Here is an 18,253-nt window from a genome sequence, read left to right on the forward strand (position 1 = left end):
GCGACAGAACGGCCCCGGGATCAACCGCTGTCCAGCGTTGCGCCGGTCAGCAGGCCGCGCGCGAGCATCGCGGCCTGCTTGCGCTTGAAGATCAATTGCCACTGTCGGCCGCCGATCTGACGCCAGAGCACGGCCGCGCGAACGGCCGCCAGCAGCGAGGCGCGGATGCGTTCGACGACGTTCTGCTGCTGCAGCAACAGCGGCGAGCCGCTGACCATCACGCGCGGGCGCAGCGTAGAGATGGTCGCGGTGTACAGGTCGGCCAGGCGCGCGGTCACTGTGGCGTGCGTGCAGCCGAAGTGGTCGGCCTGACGTTGCGCCTGGACGATGCCTTCCTGCAGTTGCTTGACCAGCCGTTGACGGCCGGACAGCGTGCGTTCGACGCGCAGCACGGTGACGGCCATGCGCGCGATGGCCAGTTCGTGGCGGGTGTCGTCGAACTGCTCGGTCAGCGTGCGTAGCCCCATACGCGCGCCGGCGATGCCGCCGAACACGTCGGGCACGCTGTCGGCGTCGATGCGGAAAATGCTGGCGAGGGAATGCTCGAGCGCGGTTTCGTCGCAGCTGCCGCGCGTCGCGAGTTGATGTGCCAGTGCGCAGCCCTGGAAGACGCCGGCCAGCGCCAGGACGCGATCCTCGTTCATGCGCGGCTCCCGGTGAAAAGCGATTGAAGCGTGGTGTGGCGCGGCAGAGGCAGCGTCATCCGGATCGTTCCTTTCATGCGTGAGTGGTGGGCGCGGACCATCCGCCGAACGCGGCATCGGTCGCTTCGATGATGCCGCCGCCGAGGCAGGCCTCGCCATCGTAGAACACGATCGACTGGCCCGGTGTCACAGCGCGCTGCGCGTCCTCGAACACGATGCGCGCCTCGTCACCGTCGAGTCGGACGCGGCAGGGCTGGTCGGTCTGGCGATAGCGTACCTTGGCGGTGCAGGCGAAGTCGTCCGCCGGCGCCGTGCCGGCGACCCAGGTCAGCGAGGAGACGCGCACGCGGTGGGACTGCAGCCAGTCGTTCTCGCCGCCCTGGGCGACATAGAGAATGTTCTGCCGTACATCCTTGCCGACCACGTACCACGGTTCGCCGGATGCGCCGCGCCGGCCGCCGATGTTCAGGCCGCTGCGCTGTCCCAGCGTGTAGTACATGACGCCGTCGTGTTCGCCGACGGTCTCGCCGTCCGGCGTCTGCATCGGGCCGGGGCGGGCCGGGATGTACTGCGCCAGGAAGCTGCGGAAGTCGCGCTCGCCGATGAAGCAGATGCCGGTGGAGTCCTTCTTCGCGTGCGTGGGCAGGTGCGCGGTCTCGGCCATGCGGCGCACGTCCGGCTTGGCCATGTCACCGATGGGGAACAGCGTGGCGGCCAGCTGCTCTTGTCCCAGCGCATGCAGGAAATAGGTCTGGTCCTTGTTCGTGTCCGCCGCGCGCAACAGACGCCATTGGCCATCGCGCTGGTCGATGCGCGCGTAGTGACCGGTGGCGATCTTCTCCGCGCCCAGGTCGCGGGCGTGTTCAAGGAAGGTGCGGAACTTGATCTCGCGGTTGCAAAGCACATCGGGATTGGGCGTGCGTCCGGCGCGGTATTCGGCGAGAAAATGCTCGAATACGCCATCCCAGTATTCGGCGGCGAAATTGCGGTTGTGGAAACGCAGGCCGAGCGCAGCGCACACGGCGACGGCGTCCTTGCGTTCCTCCTCGGCGCGGCAGGGACCGTCGCGGGTGTCTTCTTCCCAGTTCTGCATGAACAGGCATTCGACATCGTGGCCCGCTTCGCGCAGGCGCAATGCGGCAACCGAGGAGTCGACGCCGCCTGAAAGGCCGAGCATCACTTTCATGCGTGGGTCGTGTCCTGGTCGAGCAGGCTGGTCACGGCGCTCAGCGGCAGTCGCTGGCCGCCCAGCCAGGCGTCGATGCTGCGCAGCACGAGTGGACTGCGCAGACGCTCGCCCAGCGCCTCGATCTCGTCGCGGCGCAGCCATTGCGGGCCGATGATGCCGTCGTCGAGCACATGGTTGGGGCGATGCCGCAGCGCGCGGCCGGCGAAGCTGAAGCGCACGATGTGTTCGCGGTGCTGCGGGCTGTACCACTGGTGCACGCCGATCAGATGCTGAAGCTCGATGTCCCAGCCGGTTTCCTCCAGCGTTTCGCGAACGGCGGCATGGGTGAGCGCCTCGTCCGGCTCCAGGTGGCCGGCGGGCTGGTTGTAGCGGATGGCACCGCTGACCGATTCCTCGACCATCAGGAAGCGGCCGTCGTCGTCGGCGACGATGCTGGCCACCGTCACGTGCGGGCACCAGATCGCCGGCGCGGGGGCTTTGGCATCGTTCATGCTTATGGCGTTTCGTCGTAAGGGTGTGGAAAAACGCCATTGTGCCATCACTTACGCCACATGGCCCGGATCGCTTGCGCGCGTCGGGCCTGCGTATAATGGAGGCGAAACAGGACGATTCTTCAACCATGGCCCATTCTTCCGACCACGATCACGATCACGAGTACGACCACGGCGTCGCTGTCGAGTCTGCCAAGCCGAAGCTCGGCAAGCCGCCGATGTTCCAGGTGGTGCTGATCAACGACGATTACACGCCGATGGATTTCGTCATCGACGTGCTCCGCGCGTTCTTCGCGATGGATCAGGAGCGTGCGGTGCAGGTGATGTTGCACGTACATACCCGCGGCAAGGGCGTGTGCGGTGTTTTTTCTCGCGAGGTGGCCGAAACCAAGGTCACGCAGGTCAATGAGTACTCAAGGACCCATCAACATCCGTTGATGTGCACTATGGAAAAGCTCTGAGCGACCCCATTTTGAGCGTATAGCCCCGCCTGCGGGCGGGCCGCAGAGTCCAACCAGGAGACGATCCGAATGTTCAGCAAGGATCTCGAGCTCACCATTGGCCATTGCTATAAGTCGGCGCGTGAGCAGCGCCACGAGTTCATGACCGTGGAGCATCTGCTGCTGGCGCTGCTCGACAACGCCTCGGCAACCACGGTTCTGCGCGCATGCAATGTCGATCTGGGGCGCCTCGGCGAGGCACTCAGCAAGATCATCGAAGAGACCGTGCCCGTGCTGCAGGACGGCGACGAGCGCGACACGCAGCCTACGCTGGGTTTCCAGCGCGTGCTGCAGCGGGCGGTCTACCACGTGCAATCCTCCGGGCGGAAGGAGGTCACCGGCGCCAACGTGCTGGTGGCGATCTTCGGCGAGAAGGATTCGCATGCCGTGTATTTCCTGCATCAGCAGGAAGTGACGCGTCTGGACGTGGTCAACTACATCTCGCACGGCATCGCGCGCATCGGCGACGACAGCGAGGCGCCGCCCGCGGCCGAGCAGCGCGAGGGTGAGGAGGCGGCTGCCGAGAGCGGCAACAATCCGTTGCAGGAATACGCCAACAACCTCAATGAGCTGGCCGAGGAAGGTCGCATCGACCCGCTGATCGGCCGTCAGGAAGAGGTCGAGCGCACCATTCAGGTGCTGTGCCGCCGGCGCAAGAACAATCCGCTCTACGTCGGCGAGGCCGGCGTCGGCAAGACCGCGCTGGCGGAAGGTCTGGCCAAGCGTATCGTCGAGGGCGATGTGCCCGAAGTGCTGTCCGACAGCACCATCTGGGCACTGGATCTGGGCGCGCTGGTCGCCGGCACGAAGTATCGCGGCGATTTCGAGAAGCGTCTGAAGGCGGTGATCGGTCAGCTGAAGAAGGAAAAGAACGCGATCCTCTTCATCGACGAGATCCACACCATCATCGGCGCCGGTTCGGCGTCGGGCGGCACCATGGACGCCTCGAACCTGATCAAGCCCATGCTGGCCTCGGGCGAGCTGCGTTGCATCGGTTCGACCACGTTCCAGGAATTCCGCGGCATCTTCGAGAAGGACCGCGCGCTGGCGCGGCGCTTCCAGAAGATCGACATCGTCGAGCCGAGCATCGCCGAGAGCGTGGAGATCCTGCGCGGTCTGAAGGAGCGCTTCGAGAAGCATCACGCTGTCGAGTACAGCGGCGAGGCGCTGCAGGCCGCCGTGGACCTGTCGGTCAAGCACATTCCCGACCGTCTGCTTCCGGACAAGGCCATCGACGTCATCGACGAGGCCGGCGCCCGCCAGCGCCTGTTCCCGGAGAACGAGCGCAGCGACCGCATCGAGGTCGCCGACATCGAGTTCATCGTTGCGCGCATGGCGCGGATTCCGGCCAAGCAGGTTTCCGCCTCCGACCGCGACGTGCTGAAGAACCTGGAGCGCAACCTGAAGATGGTGGTGTTCGGGCAGGATCCGGCCATCGAAGCCCTTTCGGCCTCGATCAAGATGGCGCGTTCCGGTCTGGGCGACCCGAAGAAGCCCATCGGCAGCTTCCTGCTGGCCGGTCCGACCGGTGTCGGCAAGACCGAGGTCACCAAGCAGCTCGCCATGCAGCTGGGCATCGAGATGATCCGCTTCGACATGTCCGAGTACATGGAGGCGCACTCGGTGTCGCGCCTGGTTGGCGCGCCTCCGGGCTACGTCGGCTTCGATCAGGGCGGCTTGCTGACCGAGGCGGTCACCAAGCATCCGCACTGCGTGCTGCTGCTGGATGAGATCGAAAAGGCGCATCCGGACGTGTTCAACATCCTGCTGCAGGTCATGGACCGTGGCGTGCTGACGGACACCAATGGTCGCGAGGCCAATTTCAAGAACGTGATTCTGGTGATGACCACCAACGCCGGCGCGCAGCTGGCGTCGCGGCGGACCATCGGCTTCGTCGAGCAGAACCATTCGCCGGATGCCATGGAGACCATCCGCCGCACCTTCACGCCGGAATTCCGCAACCGCCTGGACGCGGTGATCCAGTTCAGCTCGCTGGACTTCGAGCACATCCTGCGCGTGGTCGACAAGTTCCTGATCGAACTGGAGACGCAGCTCAACGAGAAGCAGGTGGCTGTCGACGTCAGCGCCGAGGCGCGGCGCTGGCTGGCCGAGCGCGGTTTCGACCCGCAGATGGGGGCGCGGCCCATGGCGCGCGTGATCCAGGAGCACATCAAGCGCCCGCTGGCCGACGAACTGCTGTTCGGCAAGCTGGCCGATGGCGGCAAGGTGAAGCTCAGCGTCGCCGATGGCGAACTGTTGGTCGAGACCGAGGCCGGAGAGAAGCTGCCGGCAACGGTGAGCTGAGACGGCAAGCATCCGCATGGGTGCGCTAGGCCCGGGTGCGATCCGTCGCGCCCGGGCTTCTTTGTCTGCGGATGCGTCGTCGTCGGATCGATGGTTACGTGAGGGGCGGGCACGAGAAAAAGCCCGGGGTGCTCCCAGGCTTCGTCGTGGCTCGATTGCGTCGGCCGCGCGGACGAAAGTCCGGCGGCTTACTTCATGCGGTAGGTGATACGACCCTTGGTCAGGTCGTACGGCGTCATTTCGACGCGCACCTTGTCGCCGGTCAGGATGCGGATGTAGTGCTTGCGCATGCGACCGGAGATGTGGGCCGTGATCACGTGGCCGTTCTCCAGCTCCACGCGGAACATGGTGTTGGGCAGGGTCTCGAGGACCTTGCCTTCCATTTCGATGACGTCGTCTTTGGCCATAAATTCTTCAGCGAGCGGGCCGGTACGGCCGCGTAAGCCGTACATTTTGCCACGCGAGGCCGCTCGATCAAAGACGCAAACGCGCGGCGGGGCGGTCAGGGTGTTTTGGCGGGGCCGAAATACTCGTCCAGTTTGGCGTGAATCTCGTTCTCGATGCGCGGCTTGAGGGCCGACACCAGCATGCCCAGGCGCGCCTGCACATGCACGTCGTGGGCACTCACGGCGATGCCGCCATCGACGCCCATGTGGCTGAATCGCAGGGTGTCATCGTCCCAGCCGGTGTCCACGCCGAACTTCTCGCGCATGCGCTGCGCGACCTTGTCCACGGCGGCATGTGCCTGTTCCAGACCCAGTGAATGAGTACGGCGGATGTCGATCGAAGGCATGGCGTGTCCGTGACGTGGAAGCGGTTGATGCGGGCGCAGAGCATAGCCGATGCGGTGTGCATGTGCCGCTGGACGGGTCAGTCAGCGGCGGTTGCACGACGGTCTGCGAGCTTAGAGGTATCATGAGCATTGCAAGCAACGGGGCAACGCACGTCGGCGCCGGACGGGATCGTTTCGATATCCGTCCCATGTGCGCGCACGACGGCAACGGGTCGGCCAACATGCGCATCGAATTCGCCAATGCCGAACATCCGGGTGTCGACTGGAACCGTCGCACGTTCCGTATCGGCAGTGCCGCCGACAACGATCTGGTGATCCATGCGCCGGGCGTGGCCGCACATCATCTGCAACTGACGCACGATGCGCGCGGCATGGTGCTGACGGTGACGCCAGGCGCCGGGCGCGTGTATCTCAATGCGCGTCAGGTGCGCGAGCGTGCGCTGCTGCGGCCGGGAGACAGCCTCGGCATCGGCGATACCCGCCTTCGCCTGTGCCGGCCTGCGGCGGTTGCCGATTCGGACGTGCGCATCGGGCAGGCCAGTCTGCGCGCGGTCGCCGGTCCGCTGTCCGGACGTGCGCAGCGTATCGATGCGCGCCTGGATCTGGGTAACACGGGCCGCTGGCCGCTCGGCATCGCACAGGCTCCCGATGCTTGCGTTTCGCTGGTGCGCGAGGACGGACGCTTACTGCTGCGATGCGTGCAGTTGCCGGAATCCTGCCCCGTGAGCGTCAATGGCGAATCCGCACGCGAAGCCGTCCTGGGCGATGGCGATCAGATCTCGCTGGGGGCGCATCGCTTTGTCGTGGATGCCTGCGAGCTACGCCCCGACACGCCGGTGGAAACACCGGACGAAGACAACGTCTTGCCCGAGGACAGCGTGGGGCCGAGACGGGAAGTGTGGTGGCTGATCGTCACGGCAGCAGCCCTGGCGCTGGCCATTGCCGCGTTCCTGTTCGTGCGACTGTGACCTCCTGACCCGCATGTGACGAATGGGCATGTCGACAGGCTTGCAGCCTGCCCATCGCGAGCCATAATCGGAATGTGCGGCTGCGAGCCGCGTTTTTTTCGAAAGGCGAATTGCAAACATGACCGACCCCGTCCGACCGTGGAACTTCAGCGCCGGTCCCGCTGTGCTCGCACCCGAAGTGCTGGCGCAGGCGCAGCGCGAACTGCTGGACTGGCGAGGCACCGGCGCATCGGTCATGGAGGTGTCGCATCGCGGCCGTGATTTCATGGACATGGCCGAGGAAGCCGAACAGGACCTGCGCACCCTGATGGGCATTCCCGACCGCTATGCGGTGCTGTTTCTGCAAGGCGGCGCGACGCAGCATTTCGCGCAGCTGGCCATGAATCTTGCCGCCCCCGGGGACAGCGCCGACTACGTGGTCACCGGGCACTGGAGCCAGAAGGCCGTGCGCGAGGCCGAGCCGTACGTGCGGACGCGCGTGGCGGCCAGTACCGAAGCGGACGGCTTCCGCCGCGTGCCGTCGGTCATCGACGTCGACCCGGGCGCGGCGTATTTGCACTACACGCCCAACGAGACCATTCACGGCACCGAGTTCCATCGGATTCCGGAGAGCGGCGACGTGCCGCTGGTGGCGGACATGTCGTCGGACATCCTGTCGCGGCCGCTGGATGTGTCGCGCTTCGGCATGATCTACGCCGGGGCGCAGAAGAACATCGGGCCGTCCGGCCTGGTGCTGCTCATCATCCGCGAGGATCTGCTGCAGCGCACGGGCCGGCCGATGGCGGACATCTTCCGCTATGCCCGGCACGTCGAGCGCGACTCGATGCTCAACACGCCCAACACCTGGGGGTGGTACCTGGCCGGTCTGACCTTCAAGTGGATCGCCGCGCAGGGCGGTCTGGACGTCATCGGCGAACGCAACCGGGCCAAGGCCGAGGCGCTCTACGCGGCTATCGACGGTTCCGGTGGGTTCTACCGCAACGACATCGACCCGGACTCGCGCTCGCGCATGAACGTGCCGTTCCGCCTGCACGACGAGGCGTTGAACACGCTGTTCCTGGAGGAGTCGTCACAGGCCGGATTGCTGGCGCTGAAAGGGCATCGTGCACTGGGCGGTATGCGCGCCTCGATTTACAACGCGATGCCGATGGCGGGCGTGAAGGCCCTGATCCAATTCATGCGCGATTTTGCGCAGCGCCACGGATGAGGGGCGTGCAATGAGCAAACCGGCCACCGACAAACCGACCTTCACTCTGGTGCAGGCGCGCGAGCGTATCGACGCCATCGATCGCGACATCCAGGGCCTGATCGCCGAGCGCGCGCAATGGGCGCAGCAGGTCGGCAAGGCCAAGGGCGCGCTGAAGGCCGCCGTCGACTACTACCGGCCCGAGCGCGAGGCGCAGGTACTGCGGCGCGTGGTCGACCGCAACGACGGACCGCTCTCCAATGAGGAAATGGTGCGGCTGTTCCGCGAGATCATGTCGGCCTGCCTGGCGCAGCAGGAACCGTTGAAGATCGGCTTCCTCGGCCCGCAGGGCACCTTCAGCGAGCAGGCCGCGCGCAAGCATTTCGGCCATTCCTCGCATGGACTGCCGCTGGGCAGCATCGAGGAAGTGTTCCAGGAGGTCGAGGCCGGCAACGCCGATTTCGGCGTGGTGCCGGTGGAGAATTCCGGGCAGGGCACAATCCAGGTCACATTGGACATGTTCCTGACCTCGGAGCTGAAGATCTGCGGCGAGGTCGAGCTGCGCGTGCATCAGTATCTGCTTTCGCGCACCGGCCGCATGGAGGACATCGAGCGTGTGTACTCGCATCCGCAGTCGCTGGCGCAGTGCAAGTCGTGGCTGCGGCAACATCTGCCCCATGCCGAGCGCGTGCCGGTGTCGAGCAATGCCGAAGCCGCGCGCCGCGCGCGCAACGCGGACGACGCAGCCGCCATTGCCGGCGAGAGCGCGGGGCTGGTCTACGGGCTGAAGCCGCTGGCCGGTCCGGTCGAGGACCGGCCGGACAATACCACGCGCTTCCTGGTGCTGGGTCGCGAGCTGTTCCCGCCCTCGGGCAACGATCGCACCTCGGTGCTGGTGTTCGTGAAGGACCAACCGGGCGCGCTGGCCCACGTGCTGGGGCCGCTGGCCGCGCACGACGTGACCATGAATCGCATCGAGTCGCGACCAGCGCACGGTCGCAAGTGGCAGTACGCGTTCTTCATCGACATCAGTGGGCACGTCGAGGACGAGGCGGTGCGCGCGGCGCTGAAGGAGATGTCGCCGTTCGCCCGCGAGGTCAAGATCCTCGGCTCGTACCCGGTCGCGGTGCCGTGAGTTTCGATCCCGAGCGCCTGGCGCAGCCGGCGATCCGCCGTCTGCGTGCCTACGATCCCGGTCACGATCTCCCGCGCCTGCGCACACGTTTTGGCGCGGTGCTGGCCGAACTGGGCTCGAACGAGAATGCGCTGGGTCCCAGCCCCGCAGCGCTGGAGGCGGCGCATGCGGCGTTGAGCGAGACGTACCGCTATCCCGATCCACGCTGCGGTGCCTTGCGCGAGGCGCTGGCGCAACAGCACGGCGTGACGCCGGACCAACTGGTATTCGGCAACGGTTCGCACGAACTGCTGATGCAACTGGCGCAGATCTTCGCCGGCGCGGATGCGGCCGTGATGCACGCGCAGTTCGGTTTCGCGGTGTTCCCGATTGCCGCGGCCGCCGCGGGTGCGCCTGCCGTGTGCGTGCCGGCGTTGCCGCGTACGCACCCGACGGCGCCGCTCGGGCACGATCTGGATGCCATGGCGGATGCGTTGCGCGAGGACGTGCGCCTGATCTATCTGGCCAACCCGAACAATCCGACCGGCACCTGGTTCACGCACGCGGCGCTGGAAGCCTTCCTGCAACGCGTGCCGCGCGACACGTTGGTCGTGGTCGACGAGGCCTATGGCGAATACATGCAGGCGCCGGGACTGGATACGGCGATCGCGTTGCTCGACGCCCATCCGAACCTGATCGTGACGCGCAGCTTTTCCAAGGCGTACGCGTTGGCCGGTCTGCGCATCGGTTACTTGTTGGCGCACGCGTCGGTAGCGGCGGTGTTCGAGCGGCTACGCGAGTCCTTCAACATCAACCAGGTGGCGCAGGCCGCGGCGCGCGCGGTGCTGGACGATGCCGCGTATCTGCAGTCGGCGATCGACATCAACGCGGCCGAGCGTGCGCGGATGGAGCGTACGCTGTCTGAGCGCGGATTCGCCACGTTGCCTTCGCAGACCAATTTCCTGCTACTCGACCTGGGCGAGGATGCCCAGGTCCTGGAGCAGCGCCTGTTCGATCAGGCCGTGATCGTGCGCCCGATGGGCGGATACGGTCTGCCGCACACCCTTCGGGTCAGCGTGGGATCGCGGGCCGAGAACGACCGATTTCTGGAGACTCTGTGATGCAAGCGCGACGGGACTGGATCGCCGGTCCGGCGGGACCGGTGCACGGCACCTTCGATGTACCCGGCGACAAATCGGTTTCGCACCGCGCGGTGATGCTTGCGGGCATCGCCGAGGGCGTGTCGCACGTACGCGGTTTTCTCGAAGGCGAAGACACGCGCGCCACGGCGCGCATCATGCAGCAGTTGGGCGTGCGCATGGAGACGCCGGCGCCGGGACAGCGCATCGTGCATGGCGTCGGTCTGCATGGGCTGCGCGGCAGCGATGCGCCGCTCGACTGCGGCAACGCCGGCACCGGTATGCGTCTGCTGGCGGGACTGCTGGCCGGCCAGGCCTTCGACAGCACACTGGTCGGCGATGCTTCGCTGAGCCGGCGGCCGATGCGTCGTGTCAGCGATCCGCTGCAGCAGATGGGCGCGGTCGTGGAAACGCGCGAAGGCGGGCTGCCGCCGTTGACTCTGCGCGGCGGACATTCTTTGCATGGCATCGAGTACGCTCCGCCGATGGCCAGCGCGCAAGTGAAGTCGGCAGTGCTGCTGGCCGGGCTGTACGCGCAGGGCGAGACCGTCGTGCGCGAAGTGCGCCCGACCCGCGACTACACCGAGCGCATGCTGGCCGCCTTCGGATGGCCGGTGCAGATGGAGCCGGGCTACGTGCGGCTTCGCGGTGGAGCGACGCTGCAGGGCGGTGAGGTCGTGGTGCCGGGCGACTTCTCCTCGGCGGCGTTTCCGCTGCTGGCGGCGGTCATCACGCCCGGTTCGCACTTGCGCCTGCGCGCGGTCGGCCTGAATCCGCGCCGCACGGGTCTGCTCGAGGTGCTGCGCCGGATGGGCGCGGACATTACCGTGCACGAGGCGCGCGAGGAGGCCGGCGAGACGCTGGCCGATCTGGAGATCCGTCACGCGCCGCTGCGCGGCATCGACGTGCCGGTCGAACATGTCAGCGACATGATCGACGAATTCCCCGCGTTGTTCGTTGCCGCCGCCTGCGCCGAGGGTGTGACCCGCGTGCGCGGCGCGGCCGAGCTGCGGGTCAAGGAATCTGATCGCATCGATGCCATGGCGCGCGGTCTGCGCACGCTGGGCGTGACGGTCGAGGAAACGCCGGACGGCGCGGACATCGTCGGGCAGGGCGAAGGACGCTTCGGCGGCGGCGAGATCGACAGCCACGGCGATCACCGCATCGCGATGAGTTTCGCGGTCGCGGCTTCGCGCTCGGCCGAGGCGGTGCACATTCTCGACTGCGCAGCCGTGGACACGTCCTTCCCCGACTTCGTCGCGCAAGCGGGGCAGTGGGGTCTCGACCTGCGGGTGCGCGAGACGCGCTGAAGATTCAGCGCGCCGCGTCGAGCGTGAACGACGATTGCAGTGTGGCGGTGGAATCGCCGCCCACGTAGAGGTCGTAGGCGCCGGGTTCCGTACCCCAGGAGCCGTCGCCCCGATCGAAGGCAAGGTCGGAGGCACGCAGCGTGAAGGTGACTTCGGTCGATTGTCCCGGTGCCAGCATCACGCGCTGGAACCCTTTAAGCAGACGCAGCGGCGGGCTACGGCTGGCGACTTTGTCGTGCACGTACAGTTGCACGACATCGGCGCCGCGGCATATGCCGGTGTTGCGCACCCGTACGCGCACGTGCAGGACCCCATCGGGGCGCAGGTGGCTGCGGTCCACATGCAGATCGCTGTAGTCGAAGTGCGTGTAGCTCAAGCCGTAGCCGAATGGATACAGCGGCGAGTTCGGCACGTCGACGTAGTGGCTGCTGTAGTGCAGGGCGAGGTCGCTGCTGTCGTCGTAGGGACGGCCGGTGCGCGTGTGCGCGTAGAAGATCGGCACCTGGCCGACATCGCGCGGGAAGGTCATCGGCAGCTTGCCGGAGGGATTGATCCGGCCGAACAGCACGTCGGCCACGGCCAGACCGGTCGCGTCGCCGGGCACCCAGGCTTCGAGGATCGCGTCGGCATGATCGTGCAGCCACGGAATGGCCAGCGGTCGTCCGTTGATCAGCACGGCCACGGTGGGTGTGCCGGTCGCGATCACGGCCTTGGCCAGTTCGAGTTGGCGGCCGGGTAGGCCGATTCGCGAGCGGCTCAGTCCCTCGCCGAACAGGTCGTGGCTTTCGCCGAGCACCAGCACGGCGACGTCGGCCGCGCGCGCGGCCCGCACGGCGTCGGCGATGCCGGCATCGTTGCCGCCCAGTACGGAGACGCCCTGTGCAAAGCGGACGTTGTCCGCATGCGTGGCCTGCTGGCGAAGGCCGGCCAGGATCGGAGTTACGTCCCGCGCGCGTCCGGCGGCGGGCATCTGGCCGAGCATGGTGGTTCGGTCGCGGGCCAGCGGGCCGATGACGGCGATGCGGGCGTCGCGCCGGAGCGGCAGCAGGCCGTGGGCATTCTTCAGCAGCACCATGGATTGCGCCGCGGCCTCGCGTGCCAGGGCACGATGCGCCGGCGAGCGCGTCACGCGGCGCGCGCGCGCCGCGTCGTCATAGCGGTATGGATCGTCGAACAGGCCGAGGCGGTACTTGGCTTCCAGCACCCGGCGCACGGCGCGGTCGAGCACGCGCATCGGTATCTTGCCGCTGCGCACCAGGGCCGGCAGCTGCTTCAGGTAAGTGCCACTGTGCAGGTCGATGTCGACCCCGGCCTCGAGCGCCATGCGGGCGGCCTCGGCGTCGTTGGCGGCCACGCCGTGCAGGGTCAGTTCCGGGATGGCGTCGAAATCGGACACGATCAGGCCTTGGAAATCCCATCGCTTGCGCAGCAGACCGTTCAGCAGTGCGCCATCGGCGGTAGCGGGGATGCCGTTGAGCGTGGTCAGCGAGGGCATGATCGCGCCGACGCCGGCCTTCACCGCCGCGCGGAACGGCGGCAGGTAGACGTCCTCGAGCTGGTCTTGCGGAATGTGCGCGGCGTTGTAGTCACGTCCGCCCTGCGCGGCGCCGTAGCCGACGAAGTGCTTGGCCGTGGCCATCATGGTGTCGGATGCGGCCAGGTTTGTGCCCTGGAAACCTCGAATCTGCGCGCGCGCCATGGCCGCGCCGAGGTATGGGTCTTCGCCGGAACCCTCGACGCCGCGCCCCCAGCGCGGATCGCGGGTGATGTCGACCATGGGGCTGAAGGTCCAGTCGACGCCGACAGCCGTCGCTTCCTCGGCGGCCGCGCGGTGCACGCGTTCGACCAGCTGGGGATTCCAGGTCGAAGCCAGCGCCAGCGGCACCGGAAAGATGGTGCGGAAGCCGTGATTGACGTCGCCCATGAACCACAGCGGGATCTTCAGGCGCGACTGCATGGCCAGCTTCTGCATGCGACGTGTGTAGGCCAGAACATCGGTATCCGGCAGGACGCCGTTGGTGCCGCCGAGGCGACCATTGCGGATCAGCGTCTGCAGGTTGTCGGCTCCCTTGCCCATGATGCTGAGCTGTCCGATTTTCTCCTCCAGGGTCATGCGGGACAGCAGTTTGTCGACGAAGGCGTGCATCGCAGCGTCGTCATGACGCGGCGGCGCGGCATATGCCGGACGTGTGCCGCTGGCGAGGGCAACGAGGGCGAGCAGGGCGCTGCAGGCGAGCAGGCGCGGAGCATGTCCAGAATGCATGGTCAAACTTGGATGTGGGATGGGGAAGCCCCATCATATCGGTCCATTGATGCATGACGAGTGCGTCTGCGCACTGTCTGCGGAAATGACCGTGGCCGGACGCGCTAAGCTGGAATGAATCACTGCGGGGATCTGCATGCCTTCCGAATCCGTTCCGTTCATCGTCGCCATTCCCGCGCGCTACGCGTCCATGCGGTTGCCGGGCAAGCCGCTGCGCAGGCTCGGCGATCGTCCGCTCATTGCGCATGTGGCCGCTCGCGCGCTGGATGCCGGTGCACGTGAGGTGGTGGTGGCGACTGACGATGAACGTATCGCGGCGGCGCTGGAGACCATGCCGGTCACGGTGTGCATGACCGACGCCGACTTGGCATCCGGCAGCGATCGCATCGCGGCTTGCGCCGAGCAACGGGGCTGGGATGACGACGACATTGTGGTGAATCTGCAGGGCGACGAACCCTTCGCGCCGGTCGGCGGTCTCCGTGCGGTGGTCGACGCGCTGGCCGGGAGCGACGCGCCGATGGCCACGCTCGCGGTCGAGCTGGACGATGTCGAAGCGCTGCTCGATCCGAACTGCGTGAAGCTGGTACGGGCGGCGGACGGTCGCGCGCTGTATTTCAGCCGCGCGCCGATTCCGTGGCCGCGCGATGCGTTCGCGTCGCATCGCGAGTGTCTTCCGGCGGGCATCCCGTTTCTCCGGCATATCGGTCTGTACGCGTATCGCGCAGGCTTCCTGCGCCGTTTCGCGCGGCTGTCACCGACGCCGCTGGAGCGCGCCGAGTCCCTGGAGCAACTGCGCGCGCTCGAACACGGTCACGCCATCCAGGTAGCGCTGACGCCGGAACCGTTCCCGCCGGGTATCGACACGGAGGACGACCTGCGTCGCGCCGAACGCCATCTCCGGGAGATCGCATCGTGAGTGAAGGGCAAGGCGTCCTCTTTGTCTGTCTGGGCAACATCTGTCGCTCGCCGCTGGCCGAGGCCGTGGCGCGCCTGGAGTTCGAACGCGCGGGGCTGAACCTGCCGGTCGATTCCTGCGGCACCGGCGGCTGGCACGCCGGTGAGGGTGCCGACCCACGCTCGGTTCGCGCTGGCGCCGAAGCCGGATACGATCTCTCGCCGCATCGCGCGCGGCGACTGGAGGACGCCGATTTCACGCGCTGGCGCTGGCTGCTGGCGATGGATGCAGCCAACCTCGACGAGATGCGTACGCGCTGTCCGTCGTCGCTGCACGGCCGCCTGGGCCTGTTCCTGGATGTGGCCGGCGTCCGTGCGGAGGGCGAAGTGCCCGACCCCTACTACGGCGGGCGCGAAGATTTCCGCGCTGTGCTGAACCTGGCCCGCGACGGCGTGCAAGGATTGATCGAACGCCTACGTGTCGCCTGATGCGCAGAAGTCCTCCCATTCGATCCGATACCTAGATTCGATATCTCCGATGTCCGCTCCATCTTCCAGCACCTTCGACGGCAAGGCGTTCGTTCGCACCCTGACCACATCGCCCGGCGTCTATCGCTATTACGGCGCCGACGATGAGCTGCTGTACGTAGGCAAGGCGGCGAATCTGAAGAAGCGCGTGGGCAGCTACTTCCTGAAGCCGCGCATGGAACCGCGCATCGCCTCGATGGTGTCGCAGATCGCGCGCGCCGAGACCACCGTGACGCGTACGGAAGCCGAGGCGCTGCTGCTGGAATCCCAGCTGATCAAGGAGCTCAAGCCGCGCTACAACATCCTGCTGCGTGACGACAAGAGCTACCCGTACATCTACCTGTCGAGCACCGACGAGTATCCGCGTCTGGGCTTTCACCGTGGCGCACGCAAGGCGCCGGGTCGATACTTCGGACCGTTCCCGAGCGCCTGGGCGGTGCGTGAAAGCCTCAACGCGATGCAGAAGCTGTTCAAGGTCCGTCAGTGCGAGGACAGCTATTTCAGCAACCGCTCGCGACCATGTCTCCAGTACCAGATCGGACGCTGCAGCGCGCCGTGCGTGGAGTACGTGACACGCGAGGACTACGCGCGCGATGTGCGCCACGCCGAGATGTTCCTGGAGGGTCGCAGTAGCAGCGTCATCGAGGAGTTGAGCACGGCGATGGAGGAGGCCAGCACCGCGTTGGACTTCGAGCGCGCCGCGGCTCTGCGCGACCAGGTGGCCGTGCTGCGTCGACTGCAGGCGCAGCATCACGTGCAGGGGGCCAGTGCCGACATGGACGTGATCGCCTGCCGCATCGAGGGTGGCGTGGCGTGCGTCAGCGTGCTGTTCTTCCGCAACGGTCTGTCGCTGGGGTCGCGCGACTTCTTCCCGCGTCTGCCGCTGGACGCCAGCGAGGCCGACGTGCTGGAGCAGTTCATCGCGCAGTACTACGTCGACCGGCCGGTCCCGTCCGAGCTGGTGTTGAGCGCGACGCTCGAATCGCGCGAGGCGCTGGCCGAGGCGCTGGGGCAGCGCAGCGAGCATGCTGTCGCGATCAAGCAGGCCGTGCGCGGCGAGCGGGCGCGTTTCCGCGACCTGGCGCTACGCAACGCCACGGCGGCGCTGACCTCGCGCCTGGCGAGCCGGCAGACCCTGAGTTCGCGTTTCGAGGACTTGGCCAAGCTGCTGGAGCTGGACGCGCCCCCGCGCCGCATCGAGTGCTTCGACATCAGTCATACCCGCGGTGAGGCGACTGTGGCGTCCTGCGTGGTGTTCGGACCCGAGGGGCCGGAGAAGTCGCACTATCGGCGTTTCAACATCGCCGGCATCACGCCCGGCGACGACTACGCCGCCATGCACCAGGCGTTGACGCGCCGCTTCCGCCGGCTGGCCGAAGGCGAGGGCGCGCGGCCGGATATTCTGCTGATCGATGGCGGTAGCGGCCAGGTTGCGCAGGCGCTGGATGTGCTGGCCGAGCTGGGGCTGGGCGACATCCGCGTGGTCGGCGTGTCCAAGGGACCGGCACGGCGCGTGGGCGACGAGAACCTGATTCTGGCCGACAGCGGTCGTACGCTGCATCCGGGGTCCGCATCGCCTGCGCTGCACCTGATCGACGCCGTGCGCGACGAGTCGCACCGCTTCGCCATCAGCGGGCACCGCAAACGCCGTCAGAAGGCGCGTCAGCGCAGTGTGCTGGAAGATGTGCCCGGCGTCGGGCCGCGCCGTCGCGCGGCCTTGCTGCGGGCCTTTGGGGGGCTGGGTGGTGTCGAGGCCGCCGGGGTCGAGGAATTGATGCAGGTCGGCGGCATCCACCGCGACCTGGCCGAGCGCATCTACGCCGCCTTGCATGGCTGACCGTTCATGCAGGGGCCGATGATGCTTGCGTATGCTGTCTTGAAACAACGGGAATGATTCATCCGATGCGTATCAACCTGCCTACCTGGCTGACCCTGTTCCGCGTGATGCTGCTGCCGATCATGGTGCTGGTCTACTACTCGCACGATCTGCTTCCGTGGATTCCGTGGCGTATCGCCAATGTGACGGCGGCCGCGATCTTTCTCGCCGCGGCCATCACCGACTGGTTCGACGGTTATCTGGCGCGACGCTGGAACCAGACATCGGCGTTCGGCGCCTTTCTCGATCCGGTGGCGGACAAGCTGATGGTGACGGTGACCCTGTTCCTGCTGGTGCAGAGTCATCCGACCGCGTTGCTGGCGGTGACAGCCGCGATCATCGTCGGGCGCGAGATCGGCATCTCCGCGTTGCGCGAGTGGATGGCCGAAATCGGCATGCGCTCGCACGTGCGCGTGGCGATGCTCGGAAAGATCAAGACGGTGATGCAGATTGTCGCCATCGTGGTGCTGCTGCTGGAGCACGACAAGGACGCCGAGACGCTGCGCAACTGGTACGTCGGCGAGACGTTGCTGGTGCTGGCGGCGGTGCTCACGATCTGGTCCGGACTGGTCTATCTGCGCGCTGCATGGCCGGCGTTGCGCGGTGATTCGTCGGCGAAGTGAATGCGTGCGACGCCGCGAAAACGACGTTGTGAAAGAAAATGATCACACAAGGGTTGACACGCTTCCGCGAAACCGTAAGATACGCGGCTCCCGGGCGGGAATAGCTCAGTTGGTAGAGCACGACCTTGCCAAGGTCGGGGTCGCGAGTTCGAGTCTCGTTTCCCGCTCCAGTTCTTCTGCAAAACCTCGGTTCGCCGAGGTTTTGTTTTTTCCGACGTACGCAGCTAAGCTGCGCGCGGAGCGTCACCGGCCAGGTGGCAGAGTGGTTATGCAGCGGCCTGCAAAGCCGTGTACGCCGGTTCGATTCCGACCCTGGCCTCCAAGCTCTCGACGCGCTACTGGCGCGTCATCGAAGACCCCGCCGCGAGCGGGGTTTTTCGTATCCGGGGAAGCCGCGCCACAAGCTACGCGTCGATTGCAGTATGCTCGGC

At 66.6% G+C, this 18,253-nt stretch carries 17 protein-coding genes and 2 tRNA genes; 13 read left to right on the top strand and 6 right to left on the bottom strand.

The window, feature by feature from the left end; translation table 11 throughout:
• Nucleotides 1-20 precede the first annotated feature (20 nt).
• From hflD to HF690_RS09700, 3 genes are all read right to left on the bottom strand, one after another.
• A complete protein-coding gene (gene hflD, locus HF690_RS09690; RefSeq protein ID WP_113064847.1) occupies nt 21-644 on the bottom strand; it encodes a high frequency lysogenization protein HflD in 624 nt (207 codons plus the stop codon).
• Between the two features lie 73 nt (nt 645-717).
• A complete protein-coding gene (gene mnmA, locus HF690_RS09695; RefSeq protein WP_168609275.1) occupies nt 718-1,830 on the bottom strand; it encodes a tRNA 2-thiouridine(34) synthase MnmA in 1,113 nt (370 codons plus the stop codon).
• Entirely contained in the window at nt 1,827-2,324 is a 498-nt protein-coding gene (locus HF690_RS09700) for an NUDIX hydrolase (RefSeq protein WP_168609276.1), read from the bottom strand. The genes mnmA and HF690_RS09700 overlap by 4 nt, the downstream gene beginning before the upstream one ends.
• Nucleotides 2,325-2,452: 128 nt before the next feature.
• On the opposite strand from HF690_RS09700, the gene clpS reads away from it, so the two are divergent.
• Nucleotides 2,453-2,785 (top strand): ATP-dependent Clp protease adapter ClpS, encoded by a 333-nt coding sequence (gene clpS, locus HF690_RS09705; RefSeq protein ID WP_168609277.1) that lies wholly within the window; start codon nt 2,453-2,455, stop codon nt 2,783-2,785.
• Nucleotides 2,786-2,854: 69 nt separating this feature from the next.
• Entirely contained in the window at nt 2,855-5,128 is a 2,274-nt protein-coding gene (clpA, locus tag HF690_RS09710; protein WP_113064851.1) for an ATP-dependent Clp protease ATP-binding subunit ClpA, read from the top strand.
• 188 nt (nt 5,129-5,316) lie between these two features.
• On the opposite strand, the gene infA is transcribed toward clpA, so the two are convergent.
• Nucleotides 5,317-5,535, bottom strand: a complete 219-nt coding sequence (infA, locus tag HF690_RS09715; protein ID WP_043101035.1) for a translation initiation factor IF-1 — start codon at nt 5,533-5,535, stop codon at nt 5,317-5,319.
• Nucleotides 5,536-5,630: 95 nt separating this feature from the next.
• A complete protein-coding gene (locus HF690_RS09720; RefSeq protein ID WP_168609278.1) occupies nt 5,631-5,921 on the bottom strand; it encodes a polyhydroxyalkanoic acid system family protein in 291 nt (96 codons plus the stop codon).
• Between the two features lie 122 nt (nt 5,922-6,043).
• On the opposite strand from HF690_RS09720, the gene HF690_RS09725 reads away from it, so the two are divergent.
• The 5 genes from HF690_RS09725 to aroA all read left to right on the top strand — a co-directional run bounded on the left by HF690_RS09725 (nt 6,044) and on the right by aroA (nt 11,638).
• Nucleotides 6,044-6,889, top strand: coding sequence for an FHA domain-containing protein (locus HF690_RS09725; protein ID WP_168609279.1), 846 nt, complete (start codon nt 6,044-6,046; stop codon nt 6,887-6,889).
• A gap of 118 nt (nt 6,890-7,007) precedes the next feature.
• Nucleotides 7,008-8,096, top strand: coding sequence for a 3-phosphoserine/phosphohydroxythreonine transaminase (serC, locus tag HF690_RS09730; RefSeq protein WP_168609280.1), 1,089 nt, complete (start codon nt 7,008-7,010; stop codon nt 8,094-8,096).
• Between the two features lie 10 nt (nt 8,097-8,106).
• Nucleotides 8,107-9,210: a prephenate dehydratase gene (gene pheA / locus HF690_RS09735; RefSeq protein ID WP_113064855.1), complete on the top strand. Its 1,104-nt coding sequence runs from the start codon at nt 8,107-8,109 to the stop codon at nt 9,208-9,210.
• Nucleotides 9,207-10,310 carry a histidinol-phosphate transaminase gene (gene hisC, locus HF690_RS09740; protein ID WP_168609281.1) on the top strand — a complete coding sequence of 368 codons (1,104 nt, stop codon included), beginning with the start codon at nt 9,207-9,209 and terminating at the stop codon, nt 10,308-10,310. Before pheA ends, hisC begins: the two co-directional genes overlap by 4 nt.
• A complete protein-coding gene (aroA, locus tag HF690_RS09745; protein ID WP_168609282.1) occupies nt 10,310-11,638 on the top strand; it encodes a 3-phosphoshikimate 1-carboxyvinyltransferase in 1,329 nt (442 codons plus the stop codon). Before hisC ends, aroA begins: the two co-directional genes overlap by 1 nt.
• 4 nt (nt 11,639-11,642) lie before the next feature.
• On the opposite strand, the gene bglX is transcribed toward aroA, so the two are convergent.
• Nucleotides 11,643-13,901 (bottom strand): beta-glucosidase BglX, encoded by a 2,259-nt coding sequence (bglX, locus tag HF690_RS09750; protein ID WP_168609283.1) that lies wholly within the window; start codon nt 13,899-13,901, stop codon nt 11,643-11,645.
• Nucleotides 13,902-14,037: 136 nt separating this feature from the next.
• Between bglX and kdsB the strand changes: the two genes are divergently transcribed.
• The 6 genes from kdsB (at nt 14,038) to HF690_RS09780 (ending at nt 18,144) form a co-directional block, all read left to right on the top strand.
• Nucleotides 14,038-14,817: a 3-deoxy-manno-octulosonate cytidylyltransferase gene (kdsB, locus tag HF690_RS09755; RefSeq protein WP_168609284.1), complete on the top strand. Its 780-nt coding sequence runs from the start codon at nt 14,038-14,040 to the stop codon at nt 14,815-14,817.
• Nucleotides 14,814-15,284 (top strand): low molecular weight protein-tyrosine-phosphatase, encoded by a 471-nt coding sequence (locus HF690_RS09760; protein WP_240601779.1) that lies wholly within the window; start codon nt 14,814-14,816, stop codon nt 15,282-15,284. The genes kdsB and HF690_RS09760 overlap by 4 nt, the downstream gene beginning before the upstream one ends.
• Before the next feature lie 49 nt (nt 15,285-15,333).
• Entirely contained in the window at nt 15,334-17,160 is a 1,827-nt protein-coding gene (gene uvrC / locus HF690_RS09765; RefSeq protein ID WP_113064860.1) for an excinuclease ABC subunit UvrC, read from the top strand.
• A 65-nt stretch (nt 17,161-17,225) separates the two neighbouring features.
• Nucleotides 17,226-17,822, top strand: a complete 597-nt coding sequence (pgsA, locus tag HF690_RS09770; RefSeq protein WP_113065098.1) for a CDP-diacylglycerol--glycerol-3-phosphate 3-phosphatidyltransferase — start codon at nt 17,226-17,228, stop codon at nt 17,820-17,822.
• Nucleotides 17,823-17,916: 94 nt separating this feature from the next.
• A tRNA-Gly gene (locus tag HF690_RS09775) sits at nt 17,917-17,992 on the top strand.
• A 78-nt stretch (nt 17,993-18,070) separates the two neighbouring features.
• A tRNA-Cys gene (locus tag HF690_RS09780) sits at nt 18,071-18,144 on the top strand.
• Nucleotides 18,145-18,253: the final 109 nt, after the last annotated feature.

It is taken from the genome of Oleiagrimonas citrea, assembly GCF_012395255.1.
GTDB lineage: Bacteria > Pseudomonadota > Gammaproteobacteria > Xanthomonadales > Rhodanobacteraceae > Oleiagrimonas > Oleiagrimonas citrea.

What these genes read in the sequence shown, in the direction of transcription:
- hflD (WP_113064847.1), bottom strand. Translation starts at nt 644, where the DNA reads ATGAACGAGGATCGCGTCCTGGCGCTGGCCGGCGTCTTCCAGGGCTGC.
- mnmA (WP_168609275.1), bottom strand. Translation starts at nt 1,830, where the DNA reads ATGAAAGTGATGCTCGGCCTTTCAGGCGGCGTCGACTCCTCGGTTGCC.
- HF690_RS09700 (WP_168609276.1), bottom strand. Translation starts at nt 2,324, where the DNA reads ATGAACGATGCCAAAGCCCCCGCGCCGGCGATCTGGTGCCCGCACGTG.
- clpS (WP_168609277.1), top strand. Translation starts at nt 2,453, where the DNA reads ATGGCCCATTCTTCCGACCACGATCACGATCACGAGTACGACCACGGC.
- clpA (WP_113064851.1), top strand. Translation starts at nt 2,855, where the DNA reads ATGTTCAGCAAGGATCTCGAGCTCACCATTGGCCATTGCTATAAGTCG.
- infA (WP_043101035.1), bottom strand. Translation starts at nt 5,535, where the DNA reads ATGGCCAAAGACGACGTCATCGAAATGGAAGGCAAGGTCCTCGAGACC.
- HF690_RS09720 (WP_168609278.1), bottom strand. Translation starts at nt 5,921, where the DNA reads ATGCCTTCGATCGACATCCGCCGTACTCATTCACTGGGTCTGGAACAG.
- HF690_RS09725 (WP_168609279.1), top strand. Translation starts at nt 6,044, where the DNA reads ATGAGCATTGCAAGCAACGGGGCAACGCACGTCGGCGCCGGACGGGAT.
- serC (WP_168609280.1), top strand. Translation starts at nt 7,008, where the DNA reads ATGACCGACCCCGTCCGACCGTGGAACTTCAGCGCCGGTCCCGCTGTG.
- pheA (WP_113064855.1), top strand. Translation starts at nt 8,107, where the DNA reads ATGAGCAAACCGGCCACCGACAAACCGACCTTCACTCTGGTGCAGGCG.
- aroA (WP_168609282.1), top strand. Translation starts at nt 10,310, where the DNA reads ATGCAAGCGCGACGGGACTGGATCGCCGGTCCGGCGGGACCGGTGCAC.
- bglX (WP_168609283.1), bottom strand. Translation starts at nt 13,901, where the DNA reads ATGCATTCTGGACATGCTCCGCGCCTGCTCGCCTGCAGCGCCCTGCTC.
- kdsB (WP_168609284.1), top strand. Translation starts at nt 14,038, where the DNA reads ATGCCTTCCGAATCCGTTCCGTTCATCGTCGCCATTCCCGCGCGCTAC.
- uvrC (WP_113064860.1), top strand. Translation starts at nt 15,334, where the DNA reads ATGTCCGCTCCATCTTCCAGCACCTTCGACGGCAAGGCGTTCGTTCGC.
- pgsA (WP_113065098.1), top strand. Translation starts at nt 17,226, where the DNA reads ATGCGTATCAACCTGCCTACCTGGCTGACCCTGTTCCGCGTGATGCTG.